The organism is Shewanella sp. ECSMB14102 (genome assembly GCF_000813075.1).
GTDB lineage: Bacteria > Pseudomonadota > Gammaproteobacteria > Enterobacterales > Shewanellaceae > Shewanella > Shewanella indica.
The window spans coordinates 1-14,784 of record NZ_JWGX01000010.1 but is presented as its reverse complement, the minus strand read 5'-3'; the positions used below and the strand labels follow the sequence as shown (position 1 = coordinate 14,784).

14 protein-coding genes and 1 pseudogene are annotated in these 14,784 nt (G+C 51.8%); 5 read left to right on the top strand and 10 right to left on the bottom strand.

The genetic code is table 11. The annotated features are described in order from the left end of the window. Positions 1 to 501: 501 nt before the first annotated feature. The 9 genes and pseudogenes from RC73_RS20040 to RC73_RS04840 all read right to left on the bottom strand — a co-directional run. Positions 502 to 759 (bottom strand): annotated as a pseudogene (locus RC73_RS20040) (transposase); the annotation flags it as partial. Between the two features lie 73 nt (positions 760 to 832). Next, entirely contained in the window at positions 833 to 1,231 is a 399-nt protein-coding gene (mutT, locus tag RC73_RS04875; protein ID WP_039033600.1) for an 8-oxo-dGTP diphosphatase MutT, read from the bottom strand. Then, positions 1,228 to 1,443 carry a DNA gyrase inhibitor YacG gene (gene yacG / locus RC73_RS04870; RefSeq protein ID WP_039033599.1) on the bottom strand — a complete coding sequence of 72 codons (216 nt, stop codon included), beginning with the start codon at positions 1,441 to 1,443 and terminating at the stop codon, positions 1,228 to 1,230. The genes mutT and yacG overlap by 4 nt, the downstream gene beginning before the upstream one ends. Before the next feature lie 44 nt (positions 1,444 to 1,487). Next, positions 1,488 to 2,228, bottom strand: a complete 741-nt coding sequence (gene zapD, locus RC73_RS04865; RefSeq protein WP_039033598.1) for a cell division protein ZapD — start codon at positions 2,226 to 2,228, stop codon at positions 1,488 to 1,490. Then, positions 2,225 to 2,836, bottom strand: coding sequence for a dephospho-CoA kinase (coaE, locus tag RC73_RS04860; protein WP_039033597.1), 612 nt, complete (start codon positions 2,834 to 2,836; stop codon positions 2,225 to 2,227). The genes zapD and coaE overlap by 4 nt, the downstream gene beginning before the upstream one ends. After that, complete coding sequence (locus RC73_RS04855; RefSeq protein WP_039033596.1) at positions 2,837 to 3,751, bottom strand: prepilin peptidase; 915 nt, start codon at positions 3,749 to 3,751, stop codon at positions 2,837 to 2,839. Between the two features lie 74 nt (positions 3,752 to 3,825). Next, positions 3,826 to 5,094 carry a type II secretion system F family protein gene (locus tag RC73_RS04850; protein ID WP_039033595.1) on the bottom strand — a complete coding sequence of 423 codons (1,269 nt, stop codon included), beginning with the start codon at positions 5,092 to 5,094 and terminating at the stop codon, positions 3,826 to 3,828. 175 nt (positions 5,095 to 5,269) lie between these two features. Further along, entirely contained in the window at positions 5,270 to 6,976 is a 1,707-nt protein-coding gene (gene pilB / locus RC73_RS04845; protein WP_039033594.1) for a type IV-A pilus assembly ATPase PilB, read from the bottom strand. A gap of 26 nt (positions 6,977 to 7,002) precedes the next feature. Next, entirely contained in the window at positions 7,003 to 7,434 is a 432-nt protein-coding gene (locus tag RC73_RS04840; RefSeq protein ID WP_039033593.1) for a pilin, read from the bottom strand. A 23-nt stretch (positions 7,435 to 7,457) separates the two neighbouring features. Between RC73_RS04840 and RC73_RS20460 the strand changes: the two genes are divergently transcribed. Next, positions 7,458 to 7,883 carry a hypothetical protein gene (locus RC73_RS20460; RefSeq protein WP_144361854.1) on the top strand — a complete coding sequence of 142 codons (426 nt, stop codon included), beginning with the start codon at positions 7,458 to 7,460 and terminating at the stop codon, positions 7,881 to 7,883. Between the two features lie 566 nt (positions 7,884 to 8,449). Here RC73_RS20460 and nadC read toward each other — a convergent pair. Then, positions 8,450 to 9,310 carry a carboxylating nicotinate-nucleotide diphosphorylase gene (gene nadC / locus RC73_RS04830; RefSeq protein ID WP_039033591.1) on the bottom strand — a complete coding sequence of 287 codons (861 nt, stop codon included), beginning with the start codon at positions 9,308 to 9,310 and terminating at the stop codon, positions 8,450 to 8,452. A 158-nt stretch (positions 9,311 to 9,468) separates the two neighbouring features. Here nadC and ampD point away from each other — a divergent pair, with 158 nt between their 5' ends. The 4 genes from ampD (at position 9,469) to aceE (ending at position 14,690) form a co-directional block, all read left to right on the top strand. Continuing rightward, on the top strand, positions 9,469 to 10,047 hold the full coding sequence (ampD, locus tag RC73_RS04825; protein WP_052247998.1) for a 1,6-anhydro-N-acetylmuramyl-L-alanine amidase AmpD: 579 nt from the start codon (positions 9,469 to 9,471) through the stop codon (positions 10,045 to 10,047). 53 nt (positions 10,048 to 10,100) lie between these two features. Further along, complete coding sequence (gene ampE, locus RC73_RS04820) at positions 10,101 to 10,952, top strand: beta-lactamase regulator AmpE (RefSeq protein WP_039033590.1); 852 nt, start codon at positions 10,101 to 10,103, stop codon at positions 10,950 to 10,952. A 246-nt stretch (positions 10,953 to 11,198) separates the two neighbouring features. After that, positions 11,199 to 11,951: a pyruvate dehydrogenase complex transcriptional repressor PdhR gene (gene pdhR / locus RC73_RS04815; protein ID WP_039033589.1), complete on the top strand. Its 753-nt coding sequence runs from the start codon at positions 11,199 to 11,201 to the stop codon at positions 11,949 to 11,951. 72 nt (positions 11,952 to 12,023) lie between these two features. Further along, positions 12,024 to 14,690, top strand: a complete 2,667-nt coding sequence (aceE, locus tag RC73_RS04810) for a pyruvate dehydrogenase (acetyl-transferring), homodimeric type (RefSeq protein ID WP_039033588.1) — start codon at positions 12,024 to 12,026, stop codon at positions 14,688 to 14,690. The last annotated feature ends 94 nt before the right edge of the window (positions 14,691 to 14,784 follow it).

Here is a 14,784-nt window from a genome sequence, read left to right as displayed (position 1 = left end):
CCCCAGCACTCTGTGTTGGGGATTTTTCGTTTTAATAGCATTTTGATATATCCACTCTCACATGGGGAAGATAAAGAGTCCGAACGCAGTGAGGCACAATCCCATGTGGAGTAGGGTGAGGTTGTCGTGTTTATCAAACTCAGTTTGATGCGACAAACGAACGCGCAGAGCTTGCTCGAAGCTGGCCATCGCCAGACGCCACTTTGGTTTTCACTTTTTACTCTTTATTAAAGAAATGAGTGAAGACAAAACAGTAACAAAAGGGCCCTAGCATTTAGCTAGGGCCCTTTTGTTTGTCTCGTTTCCAGCGACATGCAGCCCAAAGCTGCTGGCGCAGTGTGTGCCCCTCAGCTCGCAGCCAAGCTGCTTCGCGCTACAGCCATCTATCAAGCTGTGCTTGATGAGCAGATGTCTTTCGCCCCCATGTGAGATGGTGCTGTGGATATGTTGAGAATGGCTCGACTGGTTTATCTGGTCAGATTTATCCAGTCCCTGATCTATCCAGCCCCTGGAGCACAGAGATTTCACCCGACCAGTATTCTCAATGAAGGTATTCCAGGCTCGGGATGCTTACTCAACAATTTGCTCGTAGCAATCGAATACTCGGTTGGAAAGACAGTGTTGTCTGAGCCATTGCCAAACTTGCTCCATCGGGTTCAGATCTGGGGAATAGGCGGGTAGCTTAATCAAAGTGAGATTTGAGAAAGGTGTTGCCGTATCCATAGTATGCCAGCCTGCGCCAGCAACGATGACCTCTGCAGAGGTGATTTGGGACATCTGCATCGACAAGACAGGGATAATAAAAAGCCAGCTTAGGCGGCTGGCTTAGGGCTTAGTTTGAAAACTCTGTCAGGATTTTATCAAGAATAGGTTGGTTGGCGTCCGGGAAGGTGTATTCCGGGAGCTTTTCCAAGTGTACCCACTCGACTTGCTGTCCCTCGACGCCATAAGCCGTACCACTGAATTCAGTGACCAGGTGAATATCCAGTAATACTTGTTTGTCGGGATAGTCATAAGACAACAACATAAAAGGAGTGGAATCTGCTATGTTGAGGCCGACTTCTTCTGTGAGTTCTCTGGCGAGTGCTTGGGTGACGGTTTCGCCGGTTTCGACTTTACCGCCGGGGAACTCCCATTTTCCACCTTGATGCAGATGCCCATGGCGCTTGGCCAGTAGGATCTGTTCGCCGGATTTGATAATACCGACTGCGACATGAACTCTTTTGGTCATGATTGATCCTTGAAGAAATTGCCTTCATCGTAACCCAGCTCATCCAGCATCTGCTGATCAAATTCTGGCTTCACCGGGATAGCATGTTTCTCTGAGGCCCAATCTCCAAGATCTATGAGTTTACAACGCTCGCTACAGAAGGGCTTGAATTTGGATTCAGGGCTCCATTCCACCTCTTTTTGACAGGTGGGGCACTTAACTGTGATAGGCATTTTTGTGTCTCTCGGGCTAACTGATGGCGCCCATGGTAAAGAGTTTAGCCGCAGGTCGCCAGTAGGAATTTGACCGTTCTGTCTGAATGTTTCTGCTGTTCAAACTGGACAAAGTGAATGGCAAAACGATTCCTATGGCCACTTATGGTGGGGTAGCAGCCCTGTTCGGCGTCAAGCTTGACTCTAACCAGTGACAGGCTTTGTTGACTATCGCCTTGATAAAAGCCGGCATGGGCGACAGCCTCTCGGTACTCACAGCTCATGCGGGTTAGTTGCAACAGCAGGCTGATAGGTTGCAGTAAACTCCTGAAGTGGTTGGTCCATTGGCGATACTCTTGGCTGCGTTCTTCCCAAGGTTTCGCCAGCCAAAAGTGGAGCTGCGGCAGATCGAAGTTACAGCAAGCACCAGGCATACTGAATCTCTGTCTGAGCGCCGATATAAATCTGTCTTGTTTCAGCTGGCTACCTGGACGCTGCGGGTGTTGCAGCTCTTCCCTGGCATGGGAGAATTGTTCAAGATAGTGCTGTAGCTGTTGTTGATCGACTTGTTCCTGCTGTTGCCAGTTTTGCAGCTGGATTAATTGGCGGTCGATGTCTTTGATGACTTCGCTGCGGTAATCACAGCGTTCGGTAAGTTCACAGAGAGAGAAAAGCGGATAGAAGCATCTGTGTTGATGATCTTGCTGCAGGTTGTTATCCAATTGACGAGCGAGATATTCCAGACGCAGATAACTACGGATCTTTTCATTTAGCGGCTGTTCGAATATCAGTTCTGTCGTGTTCATGAATTTTTAATGTCTGCCAGCTGTAAGTATTTATTATGCAGCGCCAGTACCTGGGCCTGTAACGCGTCGATCTCTCCCTGATTGTCAATCACATCATCGGCCTTATCGAGTCGGCTCTGGCGGTCGCTCTGGCTATTGATAATGTTTTGAACCTGCTCCTTAGACACCATGTCCCGTTCAATAGTTCGCTGCAATTGTAATTTGGGTGAAATATCTACAACTAATGTGCGATCTGCCAGTTTGTCCAGGCCGTTCTCAAACAGTAAGGGAACCACCATAATGACATAAGGAGAAGCCGCCGTCTCAAGCCGTTCCAGCATGCGGGTACGTATCATGGGATGCAACAGGGCATTGAGCCACTCCCTGTCTTGCGGATGATGAAATATCTGTTCCCTCAGCGCCGCCCTATTCAGGGTGCCCTCAGGTGTCAGCATCTGAGGGCCAAATTTATCGCCAATTTGCTTAAGGCCATCTGAGCCTTTTGCGACTACTTCTCTGGCAATGATATCGGCATCAACCAAGACAATGCCTTGCTCGGCAAACAGATTGGCTACTGTCGTTTTACCGCTGCCTATGCCCCCGGTGAGGCCTACAATAAAGTTCGCCATTTAAAGTGTTCCCAAGTACCAGTCAACTATCTGTTGCCCCCACACCAGGGCAACCCAACCTGCTATGGCAATATAGGGGCCAAAGGGAATGGGGTTACCCCGATTGAGGTTCTTGAACACTATGAGTAACACACCTACCAGGGCGCCCACCAAAGAAGAGAGCAGAATTATCAGTGGCAGCATCTGCCAGCCCAGCCAGGCGCCAAATAAGGCCATAAGCTTGAAGTCGCCATAGCCCATGCCTTCCTTGCCGGTGATTAATTTGAACAGCCAGTAGATAGACCAGAGGCTTAAATAACCGGCTGCGGCGCCTATGGTGGCATCGGTAATGCTGGTAAAAGTGCCGGAGATATTAATCAGTAAACCGAGCCACAGCAGCGGCAGGGTAAGCTGATCAGGCAGTAGCATCTCATCTAAATCTATGCCGCTGAGGGCTATCAGTCCAAAGGTCAGAATAGTTGCATAGGCAAACTGCAATGTTGGGCCAAAGTGCCAAGCGAGCGTACAAATGAGTAGTGCCGTCAACAACTCGAACAGAGGATACCTGGCCGAGATTTTGTCTTTACAGGCGGCGCATTTACCGCCAAGCATCAGGTAGCCGATTATGGGTAAGTTGTGCCAGGGTTTGATATGAGCACCACACTTGGGGCAGGCAGACTTTGGCAGTAACAGATTGTACTTGGCCGGGTAGTTATCTATTGCAGCATTGAGCTTGGCTTCACCTATCTGTTTAGTGAGTTCGGGTTGGTATTCCTGCAGGTATTGATTGCATTCCTGCTGCCATTCGCGCTTCATCATTACCGGCAGGCGGTGGATCACTACATTGAGAAAGCTGCCTATCACAGAGGCAAACAGAAAACAGAGAACAAGAAAGAGCCACAGATTGTGGCTCAATATGGCAATAAAGTCTGACATCGAATATTACACTGCCCTAAAAATGGTGTTAAAAGTGCTGCTTGTTATTATTGCACCGGCTTTGATACTGAGGTTTAACCTACCACGTTACCCATTTGGAAGATAGGCAGGTACATACCTACAATAAGACCGCCTACCAGAGTACCTATGACCACCATCATAATGGGTTCAATCAGGCTGGAAAGCCCGTCTACGGCGTCATCTACCTGCATCTCATAAATATTGGCTATCTTGTTGAGCATATTATCCAGTGAACCGGATTCCTCACCTATCATCACCATCTGGATCAGCATATCGGGAAACAGCTTGGTGGTACGCATAGCTACGTTCATCTGCATACCGGCCATCACTTCGGTACGTACATTCAGCAGGGCCTTGCGGTAGACATAGTTACCCGAAGCGCCGGCGGCAGACTCCAGGCCATCAATCAGCGGTACCCCGGCGGCAAAGGTAGTAGCCAGGGTGCGGGCGAAACGGGCCATGGCAGCCTTATGGAGGATTTCGCCAATCAGGGGAATTTTAAGCACCATTTCATCGATACGGTTACGAAACTTTTCCGAGTTGCGATGGGCGCGGACAAACAGCCAAACCCCGATAACAATCGCCGCGAGAAACAGATACCAGGTACTTTGCAGCCAACGGCTTATATTAACTATCAGTTGGGTAAAGGCGGGCAGTTCAGCGCCAAAGCCGGCAAAGATACTTTCGAACTGAGGTACCACAAACAGCAATAGCAGCACAGTAACTGCTATGGCAACCACAACTACCGCCGCGGGATAGAACATGGCTTTTTTAATCTTGGATTTGAGCGCCTCGGCTTTCTCTCTGTAGGTCGCGATACGGTCAAACACCGCATCCAGAGAGCCGGAATGTTCCCCGGCGGCCACCAGGTCGACATAGAGATCATCGAAATAAGCCCTGTGGGGGCGCAGTGCGTCGGAAAGGGGAATACCTGCCTGAACATCGGCCAGCACAGTGCCCAGCAAAATACGCACCTTGTTTTTCTCATGGCCGCGGGCAATCAACTCGATGGAGGTCACCAAGGGCACACCTGCGGCCAGCATGGTGGCTATCTGGCGGGTGATCACCGCGATATCCATCGGCTTGATTTTTTTATCACCGCCAAAGAGAGAGGCAGACTTTTTACGTACCAGTTTGGGATTAATCCCCTGGTTTTTCAGTAAGCTTTTGATTTCGGCAATGCTGGCGCCGCGCAATTCGCCGGAGCTTTGCTTGCCATCGCGGTTAAGACCTTTCCAGGTGAAGGTGTAGATCTTGGCTTGAGCCTTGGCACCTTTGGTTTTGGCTTTATTATTTTTAGCTGTTGCCGTTGCTGTGGCCATAATAGTTCCTTGGAATAAACGGTTTGCCGTGCCTGCATATTATTTTAGTCGGGTTAACCCTGGCCTGCCTGCAGCGAATGGCGTTAAGCACTCATGTTGTGGCGCTTATGCTATGGCACTCACGCTTTGGCACGCCGGCTTTGGATATCACAGTCGCTGTCTGGCTTGGCAGGCATCAGTAACTGGTTACCCGGTTGACCTCGGCAATGCTGGTGACGCCCTGAATGACTTTAAGCAGGCCAGACAGGCGCAAATCCCTCATTCCCTGCTGCTTGGCGGTAGCGGCAATCTGCAGTGAATTACCACCTTCCATAATGGTTCTGGCAATTTCATCGGACATCTTCATCACCTCATAGATACCGACCCGGCCCTTGTAACCGCCGGAGCAGTGCTCACAGCCGCAGGGCTTATAAACGGTAAAACCGCTATCTATCTGTTGCTGGCTGAATCCCAGCTGCAGCAGTTCATGTTCGGGGATCTCTTCCGCTTGTCGGCACTCGGGGCAGAGACGGCGGGCCAGGCGCTGGGCAATAATCAGATTGACTGAGCTGGCAATGTTGTAGCCGGGTACGCCCATATTGAGCAAACGGGTGAGGGTTTCGGCCGATGAGTTGGTGTGCAGGGTCGAGAGCACCAAGTGGCCGGTTTGTGCCGCCTTGATGGCGATTTCGGCGGTTTCCAGATCGCGAATTTCCCCTACCATCACCACGTCCGGATCCTGACGCAGGAAGGATCGCAGCGCCGAGGCGAAGGTTAACCCGGCCTTGGGGTTGATATGCACCTGGTTAACCCCTTCGAGGTTAATCTCCACCGGATCTTCGGCGGTGCTGATATTGCGCTCCTCGGTATTGAGAATATTGAGGCCGGTATAGAGGGACACGGTTTTCCCTGACCCCGTGGGGCCGGTAACCAGGATCATCCCCTGGGGTCTTGCCAGCATCTCCATATAGGCTTGTTTCTGGTCTTCCTCATAGCCGAGCTTTTCTATGCCCAACTGCGCCGAAGAGGAGTCGAGGATCCGCATCACTATCTTTTCGCCCCAGAGGGTGGGCAGGGTGCTGACCCGAAAATCTATGCTCTTGTTGCGCGACAGCCGCATCTTGATGCGGCCATCCTGGGGCACCCGGCGCTCGGCGATATCCAGCTTGGACATTACCTTTAAGCGAGCCGATATCCGTCCGGAAAGTGAAATCGGCGGCTCGGACACCTCATGGAGTATGCCATCAATACGAAAACGGATGCGGTAGCGCTTCTCGTAGGGTTCAAAATGCAGATCCGACGCGCCCTTACGGATGGCATCGGTGAGAATTTTATTGATATAGATGACGATGGGGGCATCGTCCTTGCCTTCGCTGTTGTCTTCCGGGCGCTTGTCGGTATCTGTGACTTCGATGCCGGCGAGGGACTCTTCATCCAGGCCATCGAGATCCAGCGAGCTCAAGTCCTCTTCCAGTACCTTTTCCAGCGCTTTGGCTAACTTGTCCTCTTCGACCAGTATCGCTTCGGCATGCAGGCCGGCGCTGAACTGAAAGTCTTCCAGGGCGGCGATATTGGTGGGATCCGAGGTGGCGATATAGAGGCGGTTGCCGCGCTTGAACAGCGGCAGGCATCTGTGTTTGTCGATCAGTTTCTTGTTGAGAAACTCATCCGGAATACTGCTTAGGTCAAACTCATTGAGATCCAGCAGCGGGGTGCCGTACTCCTCATAACAGAGCTCGGCTATGCTACGGGCAGATAAAAGCTTACTGGTCACCAGGGTGGTGACCAGGGCTTGCTTGCTGTTTTGCGACTGCTTGATGGCCTCCGTCAGGCTGCTCTCGTTGAGCAACCCCTTACGGATAAATAGCGTCGATAATCCTAAATGGAGGCCGGTAGTAGGCATTCTACGACACTTACTCTAAGTTAAAATTACTGTTTACAAGCCCCTGCTGCTAGACAGTCACCAGAGGCAACCCAAGTAATTACTCCAGCATTATTTGTACCAGTTAATGTATAGGTCCAACCACCAGCCTCAGCAGTACCAATACCTGTTATAACAGGGGCGGCGTTAGTACCTGTCAGCTTAAGGGATGAGAGATTCTTGGTTGCAACTGTAATATCTGCAGGGATCCCATCGCCACCAGGAGTTGCACAGGCTGTTCCTCCTGCTTGAGCACACACTGTTACAGCAGTTCTAAGAGCTCCAACAGCAGTTGTTACTTCTGAAAAGCGGGATTTTTTAGTGTAATCTTGATACGCAGGCAGTGCGATGGCCGCCAGAATACCTATGATCGCGACAACGATCATCAATTCGATCAGGGTAAAGCCCTGAGCACGCTTGTTGAGTTTGATAGCTTTCATTTGCTTTCTCCATTGTTGCCGTCTTGAGTGAATCGGTAACTCGATTCCCTGTTACTCGTATTCCTGTGATGCCTGTAAATATTCAGGCGGTTTTTCCGGCTTGCCAGCTTAGTGGGGATGACCCCAAAGCCTATCTGGATCCAGACTCAATCAGTTCAGCAAAATCATTTAAATTTATCGTATGTCGTTCCGGCAAACCGCACCTCAAGGAACTGAGCATTTACTCAAATCACAATTTTTACATTTGTAACTTTATTGTGTGTCATAAAATAGCAGTTTGGGTGGTTACCTTGTCGGTGAGGTTGGCCGACGCGGCCATCTCGCCTGCCCTAAAAGTTAGTATAAAGTTACTAAAAAGGGAATCTGTAATAGTGAAAAAACCACCTGAAATAGCGGAAAAAATCAAAATTGTTACCCACCACCAAGTTTTGCCGGTAACAATATTTTGACGCTTTGCCCTGTTTGTGTCAGGGATGTGGCGTTGTCAAAAAAATGCTTGGCTCCCCTTTGGTGGTAAATAAGGTTGTTAATGGTTTGTTTGTTTTTGTTGGGGGTTGGGAGCGGATTTTGGGGCAGATTTTTTTGGGGGATGGGTGGTTTTTTATAGCTGGTTTTACCTATGTGGGGTTTCATGCACAGGTTTTGTGCATGGGCTTTATGCATGAGTTTTATACTGGTGCCGAGTGAGGTGCACAAACCGTGTCTGCCTGAGGACGAATATTACCCTGGGATAAAGTCATCTGACGGGCCAGGGGCAGATTCAGGGGCTGAGTTAGGGGCTGGGCTTGGGCAGAGTCAGGGCAGGGGCCGTCTTGGGGCGGCGGGCTTGGGGCGGCGGTTTTCAGTGGAGTGGCGAGAGCTTGACTCAGAATAAGGCGCAGATGCTGCAAGCTGCAATGGCAAGCGGATGAGTATTGTGCGGTTAACGGTGGGGCTTGGCGGTTAACGCCTGCTGGGGTGATATTTGTGCTGAAATCGGCATACCCCTGGCGTTAGGGGTATGCCTGCCAAGATCTCAGCCTTTGAGGCGCATGGAGAGATCCATGGCCCGTACATGCTTGGTCAGGGCGCCGACCGAGATAAAGTCGACACCGGTTTGGGCGAAGGCAGTTATGGTTTCCAGAGTGACATCGCCGGAAACTTCCAGTTTGGCACCCAGTCCCTTGGCCTTAAAGCCATTATTGAGCTCTACTGCCTGCAGCATCATGGTGACATCGAAGTTGTCCAACATAACAATATCGGCGCCGCCCTCCAGCGCTTGCGCCAGCTCCTGCAGGGTTTCTACTTCGACTTCCACAGGTTTGTCCGGGCGCAGTGCACGTGCGGCCGCAATCGCCTTGGCGATACCGCCGCAGGCCATAATATGGTTCTCTTTGATCAGAAAGGCGTCGAACAAACCTATGCGGTGGTTTTTGCCGCCGCCGCAGGTGACGGCATATTTTTGCGCCGTCCGCAGGCCGGGAAGGGTCTTGCGGGTATCGAGCAAACGACATTGAGTGCCCGCCAGTTTGTCGCAGTAAATCTTGGTCAGGCTGGCTACGCCTGAGAGGGTTTGAATAAAGTTCATCATGGTGCGCTCGCCGGTGAGCAGCAGGCGCGCCGGGCCGGAGAGTTCACACAGCAGCTGATTGGGCAGCACAAGATCGCCATCATCCACATGCCAGTGCAGGGCCACTTCGCCTCCGAGCTGGTTAAATACCTGCTCGGCCCAGGCTTTACCACAGAAAACACCTTCTTCGCGGGTAATAAGGGTAGCTTCGGCATATTTGTCTGCCGGGATCAACAGGGCTGTGATATCGCCCTCGGAGGCCTTCTGGTGGCCAAGATCTTCGTCCAGTGCGGCTTTGACACTGACCCTGATATCATTTTCGAGCATGATACGCGTCCTTGATTGACTCGGGATTATAGAGGAAATTTATGCTGCTAGATTAGCATAATAAGGGGCGCTGCTGGTATTGTGTTGGAGGTTCAATTGGCTGTGGCTGGGCTCAAAGTTATTTTGAGCCAATGTGACTACAGTCAAGGTGCTGCTGTATGTATGGTTATCAGAGTCAGGGGAGTGAGCATTTGGCGCAGCAACTATGGGTTGAAGGCTGGTATAAAGAGGCTGAGCCTAGCCCTTCACCTCACTTTAATCACAGGCCCGATGGCGAGGTGAGCCTTCTGGTGATCCATAATATCAGTCTGCCAGCCGGCTGTTTTGGTCTGCCTTATATAGAGCAGCTGTTTTTGGGAACCTTGGATACTGAAGCCGATCCCAGCTTTGCCGAGCTTAAGGGGCTGGAAGTGTCGGCGCATTTTCTTATTCGCCGTGATGGTGAATTGCGCCAATATGTTTCGGTCGACCAGCGCGCCTGGCATGCCGGGGTATCTAACTTTGCCGGTCGTAGCGGCTGTAATGACTTTGCCGTCGGCATAGAGTTGGAGGGCACAGACGATTCCGGCTTTACCGAGGCGCAGTACCATAAACTTATTACCCTGAGCCAAAGTTTACGGTTGGCCTACCCGGATATCACCAAAGAGAGAATAGTAGGTCACAGCGATATTGCCCCTGGGCGCAAGACAGACCCGGGCCCGGGGTTTGATTGGCAAAGGTATCTGCAGGCGCTGTGACGCGTGTCGCTTTGAGATGGCCACAGGCCTAAAGAGAGCATGGAGAAGAAGAGATGGCACTGTTTTCCCTGTTGATCGCGATTATTGTTGAACGTTTGAAACTGCTGCCGGCTCGTTGGCAGTTGGACAGTGGGCTGCGCTGGTATCAAAGGCAGATGTTTACCGACAGCCAGCTGAGTACCACAACAGGCATGATACTGGCGCTCTTGCTACCGGCTGTAAGTGTGGCGGTGGCGTTGTGGGTTGTGGATGGATGGTTTTGGGGCTTGCCTTCGCTGCTGCTGTGGGTGGCGCTGGCGGTAGTGTGTTTTTCCCACCAATATCAAAGGCGTTTATTTAAGCGATATGTGCAGGCTGCTTGCCGCGGTGATGTGCAAGCCAGTTTTCATTTCGCCGGAGAGCTGGACTGCAGTGAATGCCTGGATGCGGTCAGCGAACGCGAGTTGGGCGCCAGGGTAGGCCAGAGCGTGGCCTGGCTCAACTACCGCTATTATGGCGCCGTGGCGCTGTTCTTTATTCTATTTGGTCCGGTAGGCGCGGTGTTTTATTGCAGCGTGCGTTTTTTTGATGAAAGGCGCCAACGCTTGGCTAAAGAGTGGCCTGTGGTAGATAAGCTGCTGTATTGGCTCGACTGGTTGCCGGCACGGATCATAGGTTTTGGTTATGTGCTTTGCGGTCATTTCAGCAATGCTTTTCCGTTATGGTGCCAGTTGGCGTTGAAACGGGAGGCGACGCCCAGGGAGATAGTGACCCAAGTGGCGCTGGCTGCTGAAACTCTGCCGGATGATGAAGATGTGCCTGTGTCGGTACAGTCTACCTTGGCACTGCTGGCCTTGAGTAAGCGTAACTCAACTTTACTGCTTACTATTTTGTCGCTGTTGACCATTTTTGGTCTGGTGAGTTAGTGCCGAATAAGTGTGTTTGCGGTTTTGCTGCGGCGGGGCTTGGGTTTAACCAGGGCTTTGCCGCAAACAGGGCCCGAAGCTGCTTGTTAATTGGTCTGACCCCAGAGGGAAAAATATAGGCTATGCTCACACATCGTGAGTTGACTTGATGCAGATCACTAACTGGACTTTAAAAGTGTGATTTGATAAAGTGCGCTCACTCGTAGAAATTGGTAAGACCAATTTACAATAGGAGCTGAGGGCCAGATGGCTTATAGCAAAATCAGTCAGCCAAAGATTTCTGACGTCATCATGAATCAGTTGGAGCAGATGATCCTGGAAGGCAGCTTGCAGCCGGGTCAGAAGTTACCTCCTGAACGCGAGTTGGCGTTGCAATTTGAAGTCTCCCGTCCCTCATTGCGGGAAGCGATTCAAAAGCTGGAAGCAAAAGGATTATTGCTGCGCCGCCAAGGCGGTGGTACCTACGTTAAAGAACAGTTGTGGCAGAGTCTTGCCGATCCCATAGTCGAACTTATGCAGGGTGATCCGGAGAGTCAATATGACTTGCTGGAGTTCCGTCATGCCACCGAAGGCATGATGGCTTATTTTGCCGCCCTGCGCGGAACTGACGCCGATATGCAGAATATCCAGCGAATGATCCAGGAAGTGGAAGACGCCGAGGGAATTGAAGCGCAAGCGGCCGCCATTGTGCATTTTTACCGGGCGGTAGCCGAGGCATCACATAATGTTGCTATGCTGCACCTGGTGCTGAGTTTAACTCCTGTGCTGCATCAGAATGTGGCGCAAAACCTGGAGCTTCTGAGCCGTCGTGAAGAAGCTTCATCCATGGCGAATAAACATAGGCGGGCTTTGCTGGCCGCTATTATTCGCCGCGATCCCGAAGCCGCGCGTGAAGCGTCCAATGACCACTTGAGTTATATCGAGGAAGTCATGTTGTCGGTACGGGAAGAAGATAGCCGGTTGCAGCGTAGCTTGCGCCGTTTGAAGAGCGGCGTGTAGCCCAGGGTCGGCCCAGTGCCCACCTTAGGACGTCGCAATCACTATTAATACAATGTATAGAAGGACAGTGTCATGTCTGAAAATATGCTACAAGACTTGGATCCGTTAGAGACACAGGAATGGGTAGAATCCCTGCAAGCCGTATTGGAGCAGGAAGGTCCCGAACGTGCTCATTACCTGTTGGAAAAGCTGATCGACAAGGCTCGCCGTAACGGTACTCACCTGCCTTACACTGCCACTACTGCTTACCTGAATACCATTCCTGCCGGGCAAGAGCCTCATATGCCGGGCAACCAGGAGATGGAACGTCGCATTCGCGCCATTGTGCGTTGGAACGCGTTGGCTATGGTACTGCGTGGTTCCAAGAAAGATCTGGAGCTTGGTGGTCATATTTCCAGTTTCTCATCCAGTGCCACTATCTATGATGTGTGCTTTAACCACTTCTTCCGTGCTCCCAACGAGAAAGACGGCGGCGACCTGGTTTACTTCCAGGGCCACATTGCCCCCGGCATCTATGCCCGTTCTTTCCTCGAAGGTCGTCTGAGTGAAGAACAGCTGGCCAACTTCCGTCAGGAAGTGGATGGCAAAGGCCTGTCCTCCTATCCGCATCCCAAGCTGATGCCTGATTACTGGCAGTTCCCTACGGTTTCCATGGGTCTGGGCCCTATCCAGGCCATTTATCAGGCGCGCTTCCTTAAGTACCTGACTGACCGTGGTATCAAGGATTGCTCCGAGCAAACCGTGTATTGCTTCCTGGGCGACGGCGAGTGTGACGAGCCGGAAGCGCTGGGTGCCATCGGTCTGGCCGCTCGTGAAGAGCTGGATAACCTGGTGTTTATCGTTAACTGTAACCTGCAGCGTCTCGACGGCCCTGTACGCGGTAACGGCAAGATCATCCAGGAGCTGGAAGGTGAATTCCGCGGCGCCGGTTGGGAAGTGGTCAAGGTTATCTGGGGCCGTTACTGGGATCCATTGCTGGCCAGTGACACCAGCGGTAAGCTGCTGCAACTGATGAACGAAACCGTTGACGGTGAATACCAGAACTGTAAAGCCAAAGGCGGTGCCTGGACCCGTGAACACTTCTTCGGTAAGTATCCTGAAACCGCCGAGATGGTAGCCAACATGTCTGATGATGACATCTGGCGCCTGAACCGTGGTGGTCACGATCCGGTGAAGATTTACGCCGCGCTCGATAGAGCCAAGAAGACCAAGGGTCGCCCAACCGTTATTCTGGCCAAGACAGTGAAAGGTTATGGTCTGGGTGATGCCGGTGAAGGCAAAAACATTGCCCATAACGTCAAGAAGATGGACATTGAAGCCATTCGTCACTTCCGTGACCGCTTCAACATCCCAATCTCTGATGACAAGCTGGATGAAATCCCCTTCTACCATCCGGGACCGGACTCCGAAGAGGTCAAATACCTCAAGGAACGCCGTGAGGCCCTGATGGGTTATCTGCCTGCCCGTCGGCAGAAGTTCAGCGAAGAGCTGCAAGTGCCTTCACTGAAAATTTTTGATGCGGTTCTCAAAGGCTCCAACGGCCGTGAGATCTCTTCTACCATGGCTTTTGTGCGGGTATTGACTGCCTTGCTGAAAGATAAGGGCATAGGCAAGAAGATAGTACCTATCATCCCGGATGAGGCCCGTACCTTTGGTATGGAAGGTCTGTTCCGTCAAGTGGGTATCTATGCTCATGAAGGGCAGAAATATGTGCCTCAGGATGCGGATCAGGTTGCTTACTATCGTGAGGACAAGTCCGGTCAGGTGCTGCAGGAAGGGATTAACGAGCTGGGCGCCATGTCCTCTTGGGTATCGGCTGCGACCAGCTACTCGGTCAATGATACGCCGATGATCCCTTTCTACATCTATTACTCCATGTTCGGTTTCCAGCGGATCGGCGATCTGGCCTGGGCCGCCGGCGACATGCGCGCCCGTGGCTTCCTGGTCGGTGGTACTTCCGGCCGGACTACGCTGAACGGCGAAGGTTTGCAGCACCAGGATGGTCACAGCCATATTCTGGCCAACACCATTCCTAACTGCATCAGCTATGACCCAACCTATGGTTATGAAATTGCCGTTATCGTTCAGGATGGTATTCGCCGCATGTATGGCGAAGATCAGGAAGATATCTTCTACTACCTGACCACAATGAACGAGAACTATGTTCAGCCTGAAATGCCACAAGGCGTGGAAGAGGGCATAGTCAAGGGTATCTACAAGTTGGAAAGCGTTGCCGGTTCCGGTAAAGGCAAAGTCCAGCTGATGGGTTGCGGCACTATTCTCGAGCAAGTACGCAAGGCGGCACAGGCGCTGGCGAAAGACTTCGGTATCAGCACAGATGTGTTCAGCGTTACCAGCTTCAACGAACTGGCGCGTGATGGTCAGGCGGTTGAGCGCTGGAACATGCTGCACCCAACTGAAACCGCCAAGGTGCCTTATGTAAGCACAGTGCTGGCAAAAGATGCGCCTGCGATTGTGGCGACCGATTACATGAAGATCTATGGCGAGCAGCTGCGCGCTTATGTGCCTTGTGACTACAAGGTGCTGGGTACCGACGGTTTCGGCCGCTCTGACAGCCGCGCCAACCTGCGTCACCACTTCGAAGTGGATGCCAAGTTCATCGTGGTTGCTGCGCTCAAGTCGCTGGTGGACCGCAACGAGCTGCCGGTAGATGTTTTGGCCAAGACCATTGCCGAATATGGCATCGACGCCGACAAGATCGACCCACAGCACGCGTAAGAGGTGAAGCAGAATGGCTGATATGAAACAAGTACTGGTTCCCGATATTGGCGGGGACGAGGGACAGGGTATTGAGATCTGTGCCAATGTGGGG